Genomic DNA, 15,408 nt, shown 5'->3' on the forward strand with positions numbered 1-15,408 from the left:
CGCCCCCCTCGGTTCGGCCGACACAAGTCACTAAGGCCCGTGATAATCCGGATCGGGACGGGCGACGAGAATGCCGGCGACGATCGGCATCGGATTGCGCAGCAGGCGGAAGCGGCCGAAGCCGGCCTTGCGCGCGATGCGCTCCAACTCGGCGACCGTGCGCGGCTCGCCGCGGCCCATGGCCAGAGTGTAGAAGCCGTAATAGGCGTCGAGCGGCTCGGCGCCCTCCATCCCGGACATGGCCTCGATAATGAGCAACACGCCGTCGCGGGGCAGAGCGCGGCGCGCATTGCGCAGGAGCTCCAGCGCCGAAGCGTCGTCGTGATCATGGACGATGCGCACCAGGGCGATCACATCGGCGCCCTGAGGCAAGGGATCGGTCAAAAAATCGCCCATGAAGAAGGCCGTCCGCTCGGCGAGGCCGGCCGCCTTCAGCCGGGCGCGGGCGCGCTCGACGACGGCCGGCAGATCGAACAGCATCAGCTGCAGCTTCGGATAGCGCGCCGCCACGGCCGCGAGAAAGGCGCCCTCGCCGCCGCCGACGTCCATGAGCCGGCGATGGCGGCGAAAGCTGTAGGCGGCGATCGCCTCCTGCGCGACCAGCGGCTGCGATTCCGCCATCAGCGCGCTATAGGGCGCGACCTGCTCGGCCGTCAGCTCGGTCGGACGCTCGGCGGCCGAATAGGGCCAATAATCGGCGAGCTTCGGCTCGGCGTCCTCCGCCCCGCGCAGCAGAGCGACGGGGTCGGCGAGATCGGCGTAGAGCATCGGCTGATGGTCGACGAGCGCCAATGCGGCCTTGTTGCCGACGAGCGCCGCGCCGATGTCGCCGAGGCCGTAGCGGCCCTTGCCGCGGCGGTCGACGAGGCCGAGCGAGGCGGCGGCGTCCAGGAGCCGCGCCGCCGCTTCCGGCGACAGCTCGGTCTTCTCGGCGATCTGCTCGAGGCTCCGCGGCGATTCGAGCAGCAGCTCGAGCAGCTTCAGCCGCACGCAGGCGAGCAGCACCTGGGAGTAGACGAAGCCCGCGCAAAGATCGAGCGCGGCCCTGGCCCTGCGCTTGGCCGCCTTGCGGGTGAGCGGATGCGTCGCCGCGAGGCGCTGGAAGCGCGGGCTCGACGCCAGCCGATCGCGGATGCGCCGCAGCCTGTCCCGCCAGAACTGACCCATGGACGGCCCTCCGTCGCGAGAAGATAAGGCGCTCCTAGAGCAGTTTCCGATCCGATTGGCTCGGATAACGCTCTAGCCCAAATGCGCGGGCATAGGAACGTCGAATTTCACGGCGGCGCCGGCTCGGCCCGGCGAACCGCGCTCTCCATCAGATTGCGGATCGCGCCGTCGAGCACAGGCGTCGGGTCCAGTCCCTTGGCCGAATCGAGATGGCCGGAGACCGCCAGCATGGCGACGCCATGGGCGAGCGCCCAGACCTGCAGCGCCAGCTTGCGCGCGCCTTGGGCGGAGACGCCGCGCATCTGCAGAAAGGCCACCACGGAGCGCCAGAGAATCTCCAGCGCATGATCGGCGGCGTCGGCCGAAGCCTTCGCCGCGAGCGTCGCCGCCGAGCCGAACATTGCCGCATAGAGGCCCGGCTCGGCGCGGGCGAAGGCGATATAGGCCTCGCACATGCGCCACATGGCCGTCGCCGCGTCCGGCCGGCCCTCGTCCCAGCCCTTTTCGAGCGCCGCCGCGAAGGAGAGGAAGCCGCGCCGCGCCACCTCGTTCAGCAGCTCGTCGCGGCTGGCGAAATGGCGGTAGGGGGCCGCGGCGGTCACGCCGACGCGCCGCGCGGCCTCGCCGAGGCTGAGATTGGCGGGTCCGCCCTCGGCCAGCAGCTCCAGCGCCGCTTCGACCAGCGCTTCCTTGAGCGCGCCATGATGGTATTTTCGCTTCATCGACATGGGGCGGACAGGGAGCGAGAATGCGCGGCGAGGGACGGAGACCGAGCCGTCGCACAGTCTCGCCGCAAAGGGAAGACGCCCCTGCCCGCGACACCGCTCGGGCCTATTTGTGATGATTGCAGCGCGGGCGCGCCGCGCACGGAGGCGATCCATGCATGATGCCGTTCGCAAGCTCGCCTTCGGCGCCGCCGTCCTCGCGCTGCTGGCGCTCTTCGCATATGCGCGCGCCGAGCCCACAGCGAGCCGGGCGGAGGAGGTCGAGGCCACGCTGCGCCGCATTCGCCTGCCGGACGGCTTCTCCATCTCGCTCTACGCGCTCGTTCCGCATGCGCGCAGCCTCGCCGTCGCGCCCGGCGGCGAAGCGATCTTCGTCGGCACGGACGAGCGCCGCATTTTCGCGCTGACCCCCGGCGGCGAGCGGGCGGCGGCGGTGGAGCCCTTTGCGAGCGACGCCGCTTTCGTGATGCCGCACGGCCTGTGTTTCGACAAGGACGGAACCTTGTTCGTCGCCGAGCAGAATCGTGTGTCGAGCTTCGCCAGAGCGGCGTCCGACCGCCACCGGCTGCGCGCCGCCGACGCGCGCATTCTCGTGCCGCAGGGCGCGCTGATCCCCCCCGCCGAGCAGAGCCCGTTCCACTCGGCCCGCATCTGCCGCGTCGGCCCCGACGGGAAGCTCTATGTCTCGCTCGGTCAGCCGCACAATGTCCCGCCGCCCGACAAGCTCGCGCTCTACGATCGCATCGGCATGGGCGGAATCATCCGCATGAATCGCGACGGCTCCGGCCGCGAGGTGTTCGCGAGAGGAATCCGCAATTCGGTCGGCATGGATTTCGATCCGTCCGACGGCGTCCTCTGGTTCACCGACAATCAGGTCGACAGCATGGGCGACGACACGCCGCCCGGCGAGATCAATCGCGCGCCGCGCGCCGGTCTGAACTTCGGCTTTCCCTGGTACGGCGGCGGCAAGGTGCGCACGCGCGAATATGCGCGCGAGACGCCGCCCGCCGACGTCGTCTTTCCCGAGGTCGAGGAGGCGCCGCACGCCGCCGATCTCGGCATGATCTTCTATACGGGCGACATGTTCCCTCCGCGCTATCGCGGCGGCGTCTTCTCCGCGCAGCACGGCTCCTGGGACCGCGCCATGCCGGTCGGCGCGCGGGTGATGTTCACGCCGGTCGGCGCCGATCGCAAGGCCTCGGCGAGCGAGCCCTTCGCGGAAGGATGGAACACCACCGATCCGCATTATCTCGGCCGCCCCGTCGATGTCGCGCAGTTGCCCGATGGCTCGCTGCTCGTGACGGATGATCAGAACGGAGCTGTCTATCGCATTGCTTACGTCGCACGCTGACCTCGCCGCCATCGAGAATTCGAGAGCGAGCCTTCAGGGTCGCTTCGACCTGGGCACGCGATCAGCCGCGCCACCTCAGCACCGGCTTGCGCGCCGCCGCTGTCTCGTCCGGCCGCCGGCGCGGCGCGTGGCGCGGCGCCTGCGTGAAGCGCTCCGTCTCGCCGCGCTTGGCGCTCTCGGCCAGCGCGCGCAAGGTCGAGACGAAGCGGTCGAGCGAGCTTTTCGATTCCGATTCGGTCGGCTCGATCAGCATGGCGCCGTGAACGACGAGCGGAAAATAGATCGTCATCGGATGATAGCCTTCGTCGATCATCGCCTTGGCGAAATCGAGCGTCGTCACGCCCGTTCCTTTCAGAAAGCTGTCGTCGAACAGCGCCTCATGCATGCAGATTCGATCGCCGAAGGGCTGCGTCATCACGTCGCGCAGGCGCGCGCGCAGATAATTGGCCGCGAGCACGGCGTCGCGCGAAGCCTGCGCGACGCCGTCGCCGCCATGCGAGAGCAGATAGGAGAGCGCGCGCACGAACATGCCCATCTGTCCGTGAAAGGCCGTGAGCCGCCCTAAGCTCTGCGTTTCGTTCGCATGCTCGACGAGCCGCAGTTCTCCGCCCTCTCGCAGGAGGAACGGAACCGGCGCGAAACGCGCGAGGCGCGCCGACAGCACGACGGGTCCGGCGCCGGGACCGCCGCCGCCATGCGGGGTCGAAAACGTCTTGTGCAGATTGAGATGCATCGCATCGACGCCCATGTCGCCCGGCCGCGCGACGCCGGCGATGGCGTTGAAATTGGCGCCGTCGCAATAGAAATAGCCGCCCGCCTCATGCACGAGCCGCGCGATTTCGACCACATCTCGCTCGAACAGGCCGCAAGTGTTGGGATTGGTCAGCATGATCGCGGCGACGCTGTCGTCGAGCGCGGCGGCGACTGCATCGGCGTGAACGATTCCGTCCTCGCCCGCGGGAATGGCGCGCACCTCGAAGCCGAGCAGAGCGGCGCTCGCCGGATTGGTGCCATGCGCCGATTGCGGAATGAGCACGGTGCGGCGCGTCCTCGCCTCGCCGCGCGCGCGCAGCGCCGCCTCGATCGTCATCAGCCCGCACAGCTCGCCATGCGCGCCGGCCTTCGGCGAGAGCGCCACCGCGCTCATATTGGTGAGCGCCAGCAGAAAGCGTGAGAGCTCCTCCATCAGCGCGAGCGCGCCGCGCGCGGTCGACTGCGGCTGCAGCGGATGAATGTCGGCGAAGCCGTCGAGCCGCGCCATCTTCTCGCCGAGGCGCGGATTGTGCTTCATCGTGCAGGAGCCGAGCGGATAGAGGCCCGCATCGATCGAATAGTTCTTCCGCGACAGCCGAATGTAATGACGCACCGCCTCCGGCTCGGTCAGCCCCGGCAGGCCGATCGGTCCTTTGCGCTCGAGCGCGCCGAGACGCGATGCGAAGGGCTCCGGCTCGGCGATGTCGACGCCGGTCACATCGGCGCGGCCGATCTCGAACAGCAGCGGCTCCTCGTGATCGAGCCCGCGGTCGCCGCTGAACGTCTCCGGCGCCGCCGGGTGATTGGCATGATCGAGCATTACAGCGCTCCTTCGATTGCGGCGACGAAGGCGTCCCGATCCGCTTCCGTCACGACCTCGGTGCTGGCGACGATGAGCAGATCATCGAGTCCGGCGCCGGGCAGAAGCCGCGAGACCGGCACGCCCGCGAGCACGCCCCGCGCCGCCATCGTTTCGACGAGCGCCGCGGCGTCGCCGCGCACGCGCAGCGTGAATTCGTTGAAGAAGGCATCGTTCAACACGTCGACTCCGGCGATAGGCGCGAGTCGCTCCGCGAGACGCACGGCGCTCGCATGATTGGCTCGCGCGAGACGACGCAGTCCCGTCTCGCCGAGCAGGGTGAGGTGGATGCTGAAGGCGAGCGCGCAGAGGCCCGAATTGGTGCAGATATTGGACGTCGCCTTGTCGCGGCGAATGTGCTGCTCACGCGCCGAGAGCGTCAGCACGAAAGAGCGCCGTCCGTCGGCGTCGGCGGTCTCGCCGCACAATCGGCCGGGCGTCTGCCGCAGATGCTCGCGCTTCGTCGCGAACAGGCCGACATAAGGCCCGCCGAAGGAGAGCGGATTGCCGAGCGACTGGCCCTCGCCGACGACGATGTCAGCGCCGAACGCGCCCGGCGGCGTCAGGAGGCCGAGCGAGACCGCCTCGGTGAAGACGGCGACGAGCAGCGCGCCCTCGGCGTGGCAGGCTTCCGCAATCGGCGAGAGATCGCGCAGATTGCCGAACACGTCCGGCGTCTGCACGATCACGCAAGAAACGTCCGCGTCTATGTGCGCGGCGACATCCTCTCGTGCAAAAATATCCGGCGGCAGAGTCACGACCTCGTCGCCGGCGAAGCGCGAAATGGTGCGCACGACCTCGGCGTAATGCGGATGCAGGCCGCCGGACAGCACGGCCTTGCGTCGCTTGGTGAGGCGATGCGCCATCAGCGCCGCCTCGGCACAGGCAGTCGAGCCGTCATACATGGAGGCGTTGGCGATCTCCATGCCGGTCAGCGCCGCCACCTGCGTCTGGAACTCGAACAGGACTTGCAGCGTGCCCTGCGAAATCTCCGGCTGATAGGGCGTGTAGCTGGTGAGGAACTCCGAGCGCTGGATGAGATGATCGACGCTCGCCGGGATATGATGCCGATAGGCGCCGGCGCCGAGAAAGGCGCGCGACGCCGGAACATTTTCGCGCGCCAGCGCGGCGAGACGACGCTCGACCTCCATCTCCGGCGCGCCGCGCGGCAGATCGAGCGGCGCCTTCAGCAGCACGTCCTTCGGCACATCCGCATAGAGCTCGTCGATCGTCGCGACGCCGATCGCTTCGCGCATCTTTGCGCGGTCTTCGTCGGTCAAAGGCAGATAGCGCATGTCGCCCTCACGTGTCGCAAGCTTCTCGAGCGCGAGCCTGAAGGCTCGCGGTCCAGGGTGCGCCATTTGAACCGCGTGCCTTCAGGCTCGCTCTTCGAGCTACAGACTCTCGACGAAAGCGCGATAGGCGTTCTCGTCCATCAACCCCTCGAGCTCCGTGGCGTCGACAATGCGCAGCTTCGCCAGCCAGCCCCTGCCGAGCGGGTCCTCGTTGACGCTCCCCGGCTCGTCGTCCAGCGCGTCATTGGCGGAGATGATCTCGCCGGAAATCGGCGAATAGACCTCGCTCGCCGCCTTCACGCTTTCGATCGTCGCCAATTGGCCGCCCTTGTCGACGCGCGCGCCGGGCTCGGGCAATTCGATGAAGACGATGTCGCCGAGCTGCGCCTGCGCATAATCGGTGACGCCGACCACGGCGACCTCGTCGTCGCCCTGGCCTTCGAGCCGGACATATTCATGATCCTTGGTATATCGCTCGCCGCTCATGCTCGACCCTTTCCTCGAGACGCATATCGGTGCGGGACAAAAGGCAAGGCCGCGACCTCGACCTCGACCGGCTTGCCGCGCAGCTCGCTCGCGAGCCGGACGCCGGGCGCGGCGAAAGCGCTTTCGGCATAGCCCATGGCGATGGGCCGCGAGAGACAGGGCGAATAGCCGCCGGAGGTGACGCCGCCGACGACGCGGCCGTCCGGCGCCGTCAGGATCGCGCCGTCGCGCAGCGGCGCCTTGCTCTGCGGCAGCAGGCCGACCCGCCGCCGCGCAGGGCCGTTGTCGATCGCGGCGCGAATGCGTGCGAATCCGGGAAAGCCGCCTTCCTCGCGCCGGCGCTTGCCGATCGACCACAGCAGACCGGCCTCCACCGGATCGGTCGTCGCGTCGATGTCGTGCCCGTAGAGGCAGAGCCCCGCCTCTAGCCGCAGCGAATCGCGCGCTGCGAGGCCCGCCGGCGCCACGTCCTCATGGGCGAGCAGGCGCTCGAACAGTCCCGTCGCGAGATGGCCGGGGATCGAGATCTCGAAGCCGTCCTCGCCCGTATAGCCCGAGCGCGAGACGAAGGCCGACGCGCCGTCATATTCCGTCGCGACCCAGCCCATGAAGGGCGCCTCCTCGACGCCCGGCAGAATTCGAGAGAGAACGGACGCCGCGCGCGGGCCCTGCAGCGCCAGCAGCGCGCGGCCGGCGAGCACGGTGAGCGAGAGCTGCGGCAGCTCCTGGCCGAGCAGCGCGAAGTCCTGCTCCTTGGCGGCGGCGTTGACGACGAGCAGCAGCCGCTCCTCGCGTCCGGGCAGGCGCGTCGCCATCAGATCGTCGAGAATGCCGCCGTCCTCGGCGAGCAGTTGCGTGTAGCGCGTGCGCCCCGGCGTGAGACTCTCGAGATCGGCGGGAACCAAGGTCTCGAGCAGGCGCGCGGCGCCGCGGCCGGTCAGCAACGCCTGTCCCATATGCGAGACATCGAACAGGCTCGCCTTCTCGCGCGTGTGCAGATGCTCGGCGATGACGCCGCTCGGATAATGCAGCGGCAGCGAATAGCCGGCGAACGGCGCCATGCGCGCGCCGAGCCTGCGGTGCAGCGCGTCGAGCGGGGTGGTCGCGAGCGCGGGCTCGGCGGTCGGCGTCTCGGCGATAGCGGGGGAGGATGCGTGCTCGTCCAAGGGGCGCTCCGGCGTGCGCGGGACGCAGTTGTCCCGCCCTGTCGCCCCCTCTGTCTGGAGACCTGAGAGATTTCCCCGCGTCGCCGCAGGTTGCGCCCGTCGGTGGGTGCGCCTGCGAACAAGCGCGCCGCTTTCCAGAGTTTACCTTCCTCGCGGTCCTTTTGCCTGAGCGTTTCCGGGGCGGTTGCGCCTTCGGCTCCGGCGCGACGGCCGGCCTCTCCCGCGAGGACTGTATCGAATGTGAGTTCGAAGCCCGCGCGCGTCAAGACGAAAGGACGCGCATTTCGTCGCGCCCCGAGGCGGAACGATTGAAACGCCGCTGAGCCGCGCCATTTCGCGAGGCGCGCCACGAAAGGGGACCAACCATGGCCACGAGCATCGTCGATCTTCAGGACTACGCCCGCCGGCTCTATGACGCGCATGGCGATAAGGCCGTGGCCGAAGCCGCGCAAAAGGCGCGGGCGCTGGAGGAGCAGGGCCGACGCGAGGACGCCGAGAAATGGCGGCGGATCGAGCAGATCATCAAGGAGACGCTCGGCCCACACCAGAGCTGACGGCGCGGGGAGAACAGCGAGCCTGAAGGCTCGCACTCGCGACGAGTCGCGAAGCGTCTTGCCAGCGTCCGGGCTATAGCCCATGTTGAACGCCGCTCGAAGCGGGCGGAACCCGGCCGGAAAACGGCCGGCGGCCTTCGCAAGGCCGAACGACCCGCAGCATGGGAGAGAAACATGACGTTCAAATCCGCCGCGCTCGGCCTCGTCGCCGTATGCGCGCCGCTCCTCGTGGCGACGCCCACGCCGGCCGTGGAGATCAGCCCCTTCTTCCCTCTGCCCAATTATTTCGAGAAGACCAAGACTGACCTGCTCGAGCAGCAGACGTCCTGGCTCGCCGACGGCGTGAAGGCGATCGACAAGGCCCGCGCCGAGACGCAGGAGAAGCTCGACAAGACGCCGGGCGACGCCGCGCTCACGGCAAGGCTCGCCGAGCTCGACAAGCAGAAGGCGGCCGCGGTCAGGGAGCTCGACATCCTCAAGAGCGACGCCGCCGGCAAGGAAGCGGACGCGCTGCGCAAGGACATTGTCGTCGCCAACATCAACCGCTGGATCAATGCGCTGAGCCGCCAGGCCACGGAGCAGCTGAAGATCGCGATCCTGAGCGACGGGCTGCAGCGCGACGTGGCCGAGCGCCGCCATATTCAGCTGAACGGCCAGGCCGACGAGCTGGAGCGGGCCAAGCACACGTCGAGCTTCGAAGGCTGGGGCCGCTGACGTTTCAGCGCGAATGAGCATTCCGGAGCGGCGCCGGCGCCGCTCCCGAGCGCTGGCAATCCGGCGCATCGCGATATGTGTGTCCTGACCGCGCCTATTTCGCTGCGCCCGACGACACTCTGGAGGCGGCGCAGCGGCGCAAGATGGCGCTCGTCGCGGCTGCGCGATCTGCTCCGCGACGACGGCGTCGCCCTCGTCGACACCATCGCTGCAGCGGCGGGGCCGGGCGGCGACAGCCCCTGGCTCGACAAATATATCTTCCCCGGCGGTCATATTCCTTCGCTGTCGGAGATCGCGCCGCATGTCGAGCGCGCGGGGCTTTATCTCGCCGATCTCGAGGTGATGCGGCTGCACTATGCCGAGACGCTGCGCGCCTGGCGCGCACGCTTTGCCGCCAATCGCGCGCGCATCGCCGATCTCTACGACGAGCGCTTCTGCCGCATGTGGGAGTTTTATCTGGCGAGCTGCGAAGCGGGATTCCGCCATTCGGGACTGGTGAACTTCCAGCTGCAGCTCAGCAAGAGCATCGACGCGGCGCCGATCACGCGCGATTATCTCGCGCATGTCGCTGCGGCGTGATCGTCGCGCCTGTTCGTTGCACGAGAATGAATGCGCGTCCCTATCGCCGCGCAGCCGCCGTCCTCGACAAAGCACGCATGCGGCTATTCGCCTCGTTTTGACGCTCGTCAATTACACGCGCCATCGTTCCGCGTTAGCGATTCGACATTCGATCGTCAGGCGCGCCTCCTCCTCGCGCGCTTCCGATCGAATCGCACGAAAACATAAGATGGGAAGGAAGCTCATGCCGCTCATCACCTGGACCAGGGAGCAATTCGCGACCAATGTCTCCGCGCATGACGCGGAGCATCAGGAGATCTTTCGTCTGCTCAATGTCCTCGGCGATTCGGTCGCGAGCGGCGATCGCGCCGCCGTCGGCCGCGATCTCGACGCGCTGATCGCCTATGTCGCGCAGCATTTCGCCGCCGAGGAAGCCAATTTCGAATCCTATGGCTATCCCGCCATGCCCGGCCATAAGGTCGAGCATGACAAGCTCGTCGCCACCGCGCTCGACCTGCAGAAGAAGTTTCATGCGGGCGAGGCGGACGTGACCGCCGACACCGCCGCCTTCCTCGTCGATTGGCTGACCAATCACATTCCGAAGGTCGACAAGCTCTATGGCTCCTTCCTCAACGAGAAGGGCGTGAACTGACACGCGCCGCCGCCCGCCCTGGTCGGCGGCGGGCGGCGATTTCAAAAATACCGCTCCCCATGGCATAAGGGCCGCGCAAATCGACCCTGAAAGCCTGAGCGATGATACGCCTCGAGAACATCAGCAAGCAGAACGGCCAGCAGCTCCTCTTCGTCGAAGCCTCGGCGGCGCTGCTTTCCGGCGAGAAGGTCGGGCTCGTCGGCCCCAATGGCGCCGGCAAGACCACCTTGTTCCGCATGATCGCCGGGCAGGAGCCGCCCGACGAAGGACAAGTGTCGATCGATCGCGGGATCACCATCGGCTATTTCGACCAGAATGTCGGCGAGATGGCCGGCCGCAGCGCCGTCGCCGAGACGATGGACGGCGCCGGCCCCGCGAGCGCGGTGGCCGCCGAGCTGGCGTTGCTCGAAGCCGCAATGGCCGACCCCGATCAGCTGGACAAATTCGACGACATCCTCGAGCGCTATGGCGAGGCGCAGTCGCGCTTCGAGGAGCTGGACGGCTATGCGCTGGACGGCCGCGCGCGCGAGGCGCTGGCCGGCCTCGGCTTCTCGGAAGAAATGATGGACGGCGATGTCGGCGGCCTCTCCGGCGGCTGGAAGATGCGCGTCGCCCTGGCGCGCATTCTGTTGATGCGCCCCGATGTGATGCTGCTCGACGAGCCGAGCAACCATCTCGACATCGAGAGCCTCATCTGGCTCGAGAGCTTTTTGAAGGGCTATGGCGGCGCTCTGCTGATGACCTCGCATGATCGCGAGTTCATGAATCGCATCGTCGGCAAGATCATCGAGATCGACGGCGGCTCGCTCACCACATTCTCCGGCGATTACGAATTCTACGAGCGTCAGCGCGCGCAGAACGAGGAGCAGCAGCAGGCGCAGTTCGAGCGCCAGCAGGCGATGCTGGCGAAAGAGATCAAATTCATCGAGCGCTTCAAGGCGCGCGCCTCGCACGCCGCGCAGGTGCAGAGCCGGGTGAAGAAGCTCGACAAGATCGATCGCGTCGAGCCGCCGCGCCGGCGCAAGCAGGTGGCCTTCGAATTCGCGCCGGCGCCGCGCTCGGGCGAGGAGGTGGCGACGCTGGCGCGCGTGCATAAGCGCTATGGCTCGCGCAGCATCTATGAGGGGCTCGATTTCCAGGTGCGGCGCAAGGAGCGCTGGTGCGTGATGGGCGTCAATGGCGCCGGCAAGTCGACGCTGCTGAAGCTGATCGCGGGCGCCGTGGCGCCGGACGAAGGCTCGGCGAGCCTCGGCGCCAATGTGAAGATGGGCTATTTCGCCCAGCACGCGATGGAGCTGCTGGACGGCGACCGCAGCGTGTTCGAAAGCCTCGAGGATTCCTTTCCGCAGGCGGGCCAGGGGTCGCTGCGCAGCCTCGCCGGCTGCTTCGGCTTTTCCGGCGACGATGTGGAGAAGAAATGCCGCGTGCTCTCGGGCGGCGAGAAGGCGCGTCTCGTCATGGCGAAAATGCTCTATGATCCGCCGAATTTTCTGGTGCTGGACGAGCCGACCAATCATTTGGACCTCGGCACCAAGGAAATGCTGGTCGCGGCGCTCGCCTCCTATGAGGGTGCGATGCTGTTCGTCTCCCATGACCGCCGCTTTCTGGCGGCGCTGTCCAACCGCGTGCTGGAGCTGACGCCGGAGGGCGTGCACCAGTTCGGCGGCGGCTATGTGGAATATGTGGAGCGGACCGGGCGCGAGGCGCCGGGGGTGCATGGGTGAGGGGGCATTTTTCCAGATCACCACGAATGTGTGCGATCGGTTGATCATTTTCGGCGACCGTCGAGGAGCGCCGCCTTGCCTATGCGCCGAAGCTCGTCTTGAAGCCATGACCGATACGCAGCCGTCGCTTCTACAGTTTCCTCAGCAATATCAATTTCAGTCACCGAAAAGTTGTCGGGCACAGAAAAGCGAAACTCCCACCGCAATAGACATGCTACAACATAATCATATCCGACGTTATGGTCATCGTGGTAATCGATTGCATATAACCCAAAGCGCTGAGCGATCAATGGATCAATAATAGTATAAATATATTCAAGTGACAATTTACGTAGGTCGTCATCGTCAGGTAAGCAGAAGTGCTGAATCGCATTGCGAGCTTTTCGTAAGCGTTCGTAGCAATTCGGATTTGGAATCCGAATGCCGGTCGTAGCCCAAAGCACCTGTGGTAGCTTCTCAAAGTCATGTGTTCGTCCTCGCGTCAGAAGGCTTTGAATGCTCAGCTCATCGGCCTTGTTGTCATCGAGGCTGAAAATGTCTTTAAAGATAAGCAATGGATGCTCGTTGGCTATTATAGCCTTCAAAAATAGTTCGCCAGCATGCGCAGTGTTGAGGACAGACATTGCGAGCCAGTGCTCATTGCCCGGATCTTGAAATACCGCGTGCGTATTGGCTTGTGCTAAAGCCGCCATCGCCAAGTTGAGAATGCGATCGGGGACCTGGAGTAATTCTTTGTTCATCCGCTTCGCTCGCAATGACGCGCTGTTTTCGTTCCGAGAACGGCTCGCCATCACGCGAGCGTGCTCACGGTCCCGCTCGACTGCTGATGCACGGCGCTGCATCCCGAGTGCCCTTATAGCGCCCGGGCGCGCAGCGTGGCCCCGCGTCTTCCCGTCCTCGAGCTGCTTTCGCCTGCCGCGAACCGCTGAGGATTCAGCCCGAGGCTGTTGATTCGATACAAGCGGCAACGCTCGCGAACCGAGGGAAGTGCACATTTACATCCGCGCCAATTCGCTCTGCGGCGAGCGCAGATCGCGGTCGTCGAACTTCGCGCGATAGACGACCAGATTCTCCATCACGCGCTGCACATAATTGCGCGTCTCGCTGATCGGAATGCGCTCCACCCAATCGACCGGATCGACGTCCTTGCGGCGCGGATCGCCATAAGCGTCGATCCATTCCTTCACGCGCTTGCCGCCGGCGTTATAGGCGGCGAAGGTGAGGATGTAGGAGCCCTTGTGCTCGCCGAGCAGCAGGCCGAGATGGGCGGCGCCGAGACGGGCGTTGAAGGCCGGCTCGTCGAGCATGCGCTTGATGTCGAAGCCGACTCCGGTCTGGCGCGCGGTCTGACGCGCCGTCGATTCGATCATCTGCATCAACCCCATGGCGCCCGCGCTCGAAACCGCCTTCGGATCGAACGCGCTCTCCTGCCGCGCGATGGCGTAGACGATCGAGCGCGAGGCCGAACCCGGCAGCGCCGCGAAGGCCGGCACGCCGAAGGCCGGAAAGGCGGCGTCATCGATGGCGAAGCCGCGATAGGAGGCGAGCTTGCCGAGCGTCAGCGAGGTCTTGGCGTCGCGCCGCCGCTCGGCGACCGCGGTGAGCGCCGCGAGCTGCGCGTCATTGTCCAGAGTCTTGGCCGCGTCGGCGGCGAGCGGCGCGGCGAGCGCGCGCTCGTCGAGCGCGAACAGCAATTCGACGGCGCGCACCGCTTCGTCGCGGGCTTCGCCGACCGCCGGCGCGGGCCCGGGGCGCAGCGGCGACGCAGCGACGCCGAGCCGCTCGCGCGCCAGCTGGCCGTAGAAAGTGGTGGATTGCAGCGCCGCCTGCTCGAAGGCGTCGCGCGCCGCGGCGACCGCCTCTGGCGTCGCTTTCGCCTCGCGCGCGCGGCCGAGCCAATAGGCGCCGCGCGATTTCTGGATCGGCGTCTCGGCGATGCGCAGGATCGTCTCGAAGCGCCGCTCCGCCTCGGCCGGATCGCCGAGGAAGCGCAGAGCGATCCAGCCGGCGTGGAACTCCGCCTCGACGCGATAGGAGAGCGAGCGCGCCGCATGGCCGGCGCAGAGCTCGAACGCCTCGGCCGGCCGTCCGAGGTCGAGCAGCTTGCGGGCGAGGAGCCGCCGCTCCACCCACCAGGCGTCGCCGTCGACGACCAGCGCCGGATCGCGCGGCGCGGCGCGCAGCAGCGTCGCCGCCTCGAGGAATTTCTTATGGTGACGCAGCGTGTAGACCCGCGCGAACACAAGCCCGGGGTCGTTCTGCAGCGCGGCGGGGACGGCGGCGAAGCTCTTGTCGGTCGCGGTTTCGTTCAGAGCGAGGGCGCGGGCGCGGGCCAGCTCCAGCACATCGGCGCCGGCATGGGCGGCGATGCGCAGAGCGGCGGCGGCCTTCTCGGCGTAGAGCAGCCGGTCGGCGCGATATTTGTGGTCGGCGGCGTCGAGAAACTCCGAAAACTCCTTGCGCGCGCTCGTCTCCAGCGCCTCGTTGAAATCATCCGCGCGCCACATCGGCTTGATCAGCGCGGCGACTTCGAGCGGCTGGCTGCGGCGCAGCATCGCGCGGGCGAGCGCCAGCTTGCCGGCCGGCGTCTTCGGCGGCTGCGCCGCGAAATAATCGACGACGAGCTGGTCGGGATGCTTGTCGCCATAGAGCGCCTCCTCGACGCGCTGGCGCAGCCAGGCCGCCGCCGGCCAGGCGGGATGCTCGGCGAGAAATTGCGACAGCCGCGTAAAGCCCGCCTCGCGCGGATGCAGCCGCAGCCCGGCCCATTGCGCGGTCGTGCGCGCGAGCGGCGCCTCGACCGAGGCCAGCGCCGCGTCGCCGGCGGAGAACTCTCCGGCCTTATAGCTTTCGAGCGCGAGATTGAACGCCTCGAGGTCCGGCCCCAGCAGAACGGCGGGATCGAGGGCCGGCGGCGGCGTCTCCGTGTCGGAGCCCAGGCCGCCGTCGGCGGGCGCATAGGCGAGAGCGGGCGCGCCGGCCGCGTCGCGACCTTGATCGCGGACATGGCCGGCGAAACCGCCGAGCGCCTCGCGCGCGGAGGCTCTGGCGTCCCGCGGCGGCGCGGCGGATTGCGTCCCCCCGTCGGACGCCTCGGGGGGCCGGCGGACCGCGAACGAATAGACGGACGCCGCCGCGCCCAGCGCGGACAGGCACAACACGAGGCGCGCGGCGCCTCCAAAGCGCTTCGACATCGACGTTACGCTCCGATACTCTACGAACCGTCAGCCTGCGGCCATTTCGTTTCCGAAACCTCAACCAAGAGCGAAAAGTTCCGCGCCGAAGTGACCCTTTGTTCAGCTTCCGCCCGCTCCGGGCGCAAATTCGGCCGCCGCCGCGGCTCGATGATATTTTTGAGCAATTCGACGCCGCGTCACGGGCTGCGGCCCCTTTCCTCATCGTCG

The 15,408-nt window shown here is 67.3% G+C and carries 14 protein-coding genes and 1 riboswitch; of the genes, 6 read left to right on the top strand and 8 right to left on the bottom strand.

Annotation, left to right across the window (positions count from 1 at the left end; translation table 11 throughout):
- Nucleotides 1-30 precede the first annotated feature (30 nt).
- Both K3F48_RS11745 and K3F48_RS11750 read right to left on the bottom strand, forming a co-directional pair.
- The gene (locus K3F48_RS11745; protein WP_222575631.1) at nucleotides 31-1,167 is read right to left on the bottom strand and encodes a methyltransferase; all 1,137 of its coding nucleotides are present in this window, start codon (nucleotides 1,165-1,167) and stop codon (nucleotides 31-33) included.
- A 107-nt stretch (nucleotides 1,168-1,274) separates the two neighbouring features.
- On the bottom strand, nucleotides 1,275-1,889 hold the full coding sequence (locus K3F48_RS11750) for a TetR/AcrR family transcriptional regulator (protein WP_370631406.1): 615 nt from the start codon (nucleotides 1,887-1,889) through the stop codon (nucleotides 1,275-1,277).
- Nucleotides 1,890-2,046: 157 nt separating this feature from the next.
- On the opposite strand from K3F48_RS11750, the gene K3F48_RS11755 reads away from it, so the two are divergent.
- The gene (locus tag K3F48_RS11755) at nucleotides 2,047-3,243 is read left to right on the top strand and encodes a sorbosone dehydrogenase family protein (protein WP_222575633.1); all 1,197 of its coding nucleotides are present in this window, start codon (nucleotides 2,047-2,049) and stop codon (nucleotides 3,241-3,243) included.
- Between the two features lie 61 nt (nucleotides 3,244-3,304).
- On the opposite strand, the gene gcvPB is transcribed toward K3F48_RS11755, so the two are convergent.
- From gcvPB to gcvT, 4 genes are all read right to left on the bottom strand, one after another.
- Nucleotides 3,305-4,816 (bottom strand): aminomethyl-transferring glycine dehydrogenase subunit GcvPB, encoded by a 1,512-nt coding sequence (gene gcvPB / locus K3F48_RS11760; RefSeq protein WP_222575634.1) that lies wholly within the window; start codon nucleotides 4,814-4,816, stop codon nucleotides 3,305-3,307.
- Entirely contained in the window at nucleotides 4,816-6,150 is a 1,335-nt protein-coding gene (gene gcvPA, locus K3F48_RS11765) for an aminomethyl-transferring glycine dehydrogenase subunit GcvPA (protein WP_222575635.1), read from the bottom strand. The genes gcvPB and gcvPA overlap by 1 nt, the downstream gene beginning before the upstream one ends.
- 99 nt (nucleotides 6,151-6,249) lie before the next feature.
- Nucleotides 6,250-6,636: a glycine cleavage system protein GcvH gene (gene gcvH / locus K3F48_RS11770; protein WP_222575636.1), complete on the bottom strand. Its 387-nt coding sequence runs from the start codon at nucleotides 6,634-6,636 to the stop codon at nucleotides 6,250-6,252.
- A complete protein-coding gene (gcvT, locus tag K3F48_RS11775) occupies nucleotides 6,633-7,802 on the bottom strand; it encodes a glycine cleavage system aminomethyltransferase GcvT (RefSeq protein ID WP_255608882.1) in 1,170 nt (389 codons plus the stop codon). The genes gcvH and gcvT overlap by 4 nt, the downstream gene beginning before the upstream one ends.
- Before the next feature lie 143 nt (nucleotides 7,803-7,945).
- Nucleotides 7,946-8,035: riboswitch (glycine riboswitch) on the bottom strand.
- 132 nt (nucleotides 8,036-8,167) lie between these two features.
- Here gcvT and K3F48_RS11780 point away from each other — a divergent pair.
- The 5 genes from K3F48_RS11780 to K3F48_RS11800 all read left to right on the top strand — a co-directional run bounded on the left by K3F48_RS11780 (nucleotide 8,168) and on the right by K3F48_RS11800 (nucleotide 12,004).
- Nucleotides 8,168-8,356 carry a hypothetical protein gene (locus tag K3F48_RS11780; protein WP_222575637.1) on the top strand — a complete coding sequence of 63 codons (189 nt, stop codon included), beginning with the start codon at nucleotides 8,168-8,170 and terminating at the stop codon, nucleotides 8,354-8,356.
- A gap of 174 nt (nucleotides 8,357-8,530) precedes the next feature.
- Entirely contained in the window at nucleotides 8,531-9,070 is a 540-nt protein-coding gene (locus tag K3F48_RS11785; protein ID WP_222575638.1) for a hypothetical protein, read from the top strand.
- A gap of 75 nt (nucleotides 9,071-9,145) precedes the next feature.
- Entirely contained in the window at nucleotides 9,146-9,649 is a 504-nt protein-coding gene (locus tag K3F48_RS11790; RefSeq protein WP_222575639.1) for a class I SAM-dependent methyltransferase, read from the top strand.
- Nucleotides 9,650-9,872: 223 nt separating this feature from the next.
- Nucleotides 9,873-10,280 carry a bacteriohemerythrin gene (locus tag K3F48_RS11795; RefSeq protein ID WP_222575640.1) on the top strand — a complete coding sequence of 136 codons (408 nt, stop codon included), beginning with the start codon at nucleotides 9,873-9,875 and terminating at the stop codon, nucleotides 10,278-10,280.
- Nucleotides 10,281-10,381: 101 nt separating this feature from the next.
- Nucleotides 10,382-12,004, top strand: coding sequence for an ABC-F family ATP-binding cassette domain-containing protein (locus K3F48_RS11800; protein ID WP_222575641.1), 1,623 nt, complete (start codon nucleotides 10,382-10,384; stop codon nucleotides 12,002-12,004).
- Nucleotides 12,005-12,048: 44 nt separating this feature from the next.
- Here the strand turns inward: K3F48_RS11800 and K3F48_RS11805 are convergent, their stop codons facing one another.
- Together K3F48_RS11805 and K3F48_RS11810 are read right to left on the bottom strand one after the other, a co-directional pair.
- On the bottom strand, nucleotides 12,049-12,846 hold the full coding sequence (locus K3F48_RS11805; RefSeq protein WP_255608883.1) for a hypothetical protein: 798 nt from the start codon (nucleotides 12,844-12,846) through the stop codon (nucleotides 12,049-12,051).
- A gap of 153 nt (nucleotides 12,847-12,999) precedes the next feature.
- Complete coding sequence (locus tag K3F48_RS11810) at nucleotides 13,000-15,198, bottom strand: lytic transglycosylase domain-containing protein (RefSeq protein ID WP_222575642.1); 2,199 nt, start codon at nucleotides 15,196-15,198, stop codon at nucleotides 13,000-13,002.
- Nucleotides 15,199-15,408: the final 210 nt, after the last annotated feature.

Origin of the sequence: Methylosinus sp. Sm6 (assembly GCF_019802345.1) — a bacterium.
Lineage (GTDB): Bacteria > Pseudomonadota > Alphaproteobacteria > Rhizobiales > Beijerinckiaceae > Methylosinus.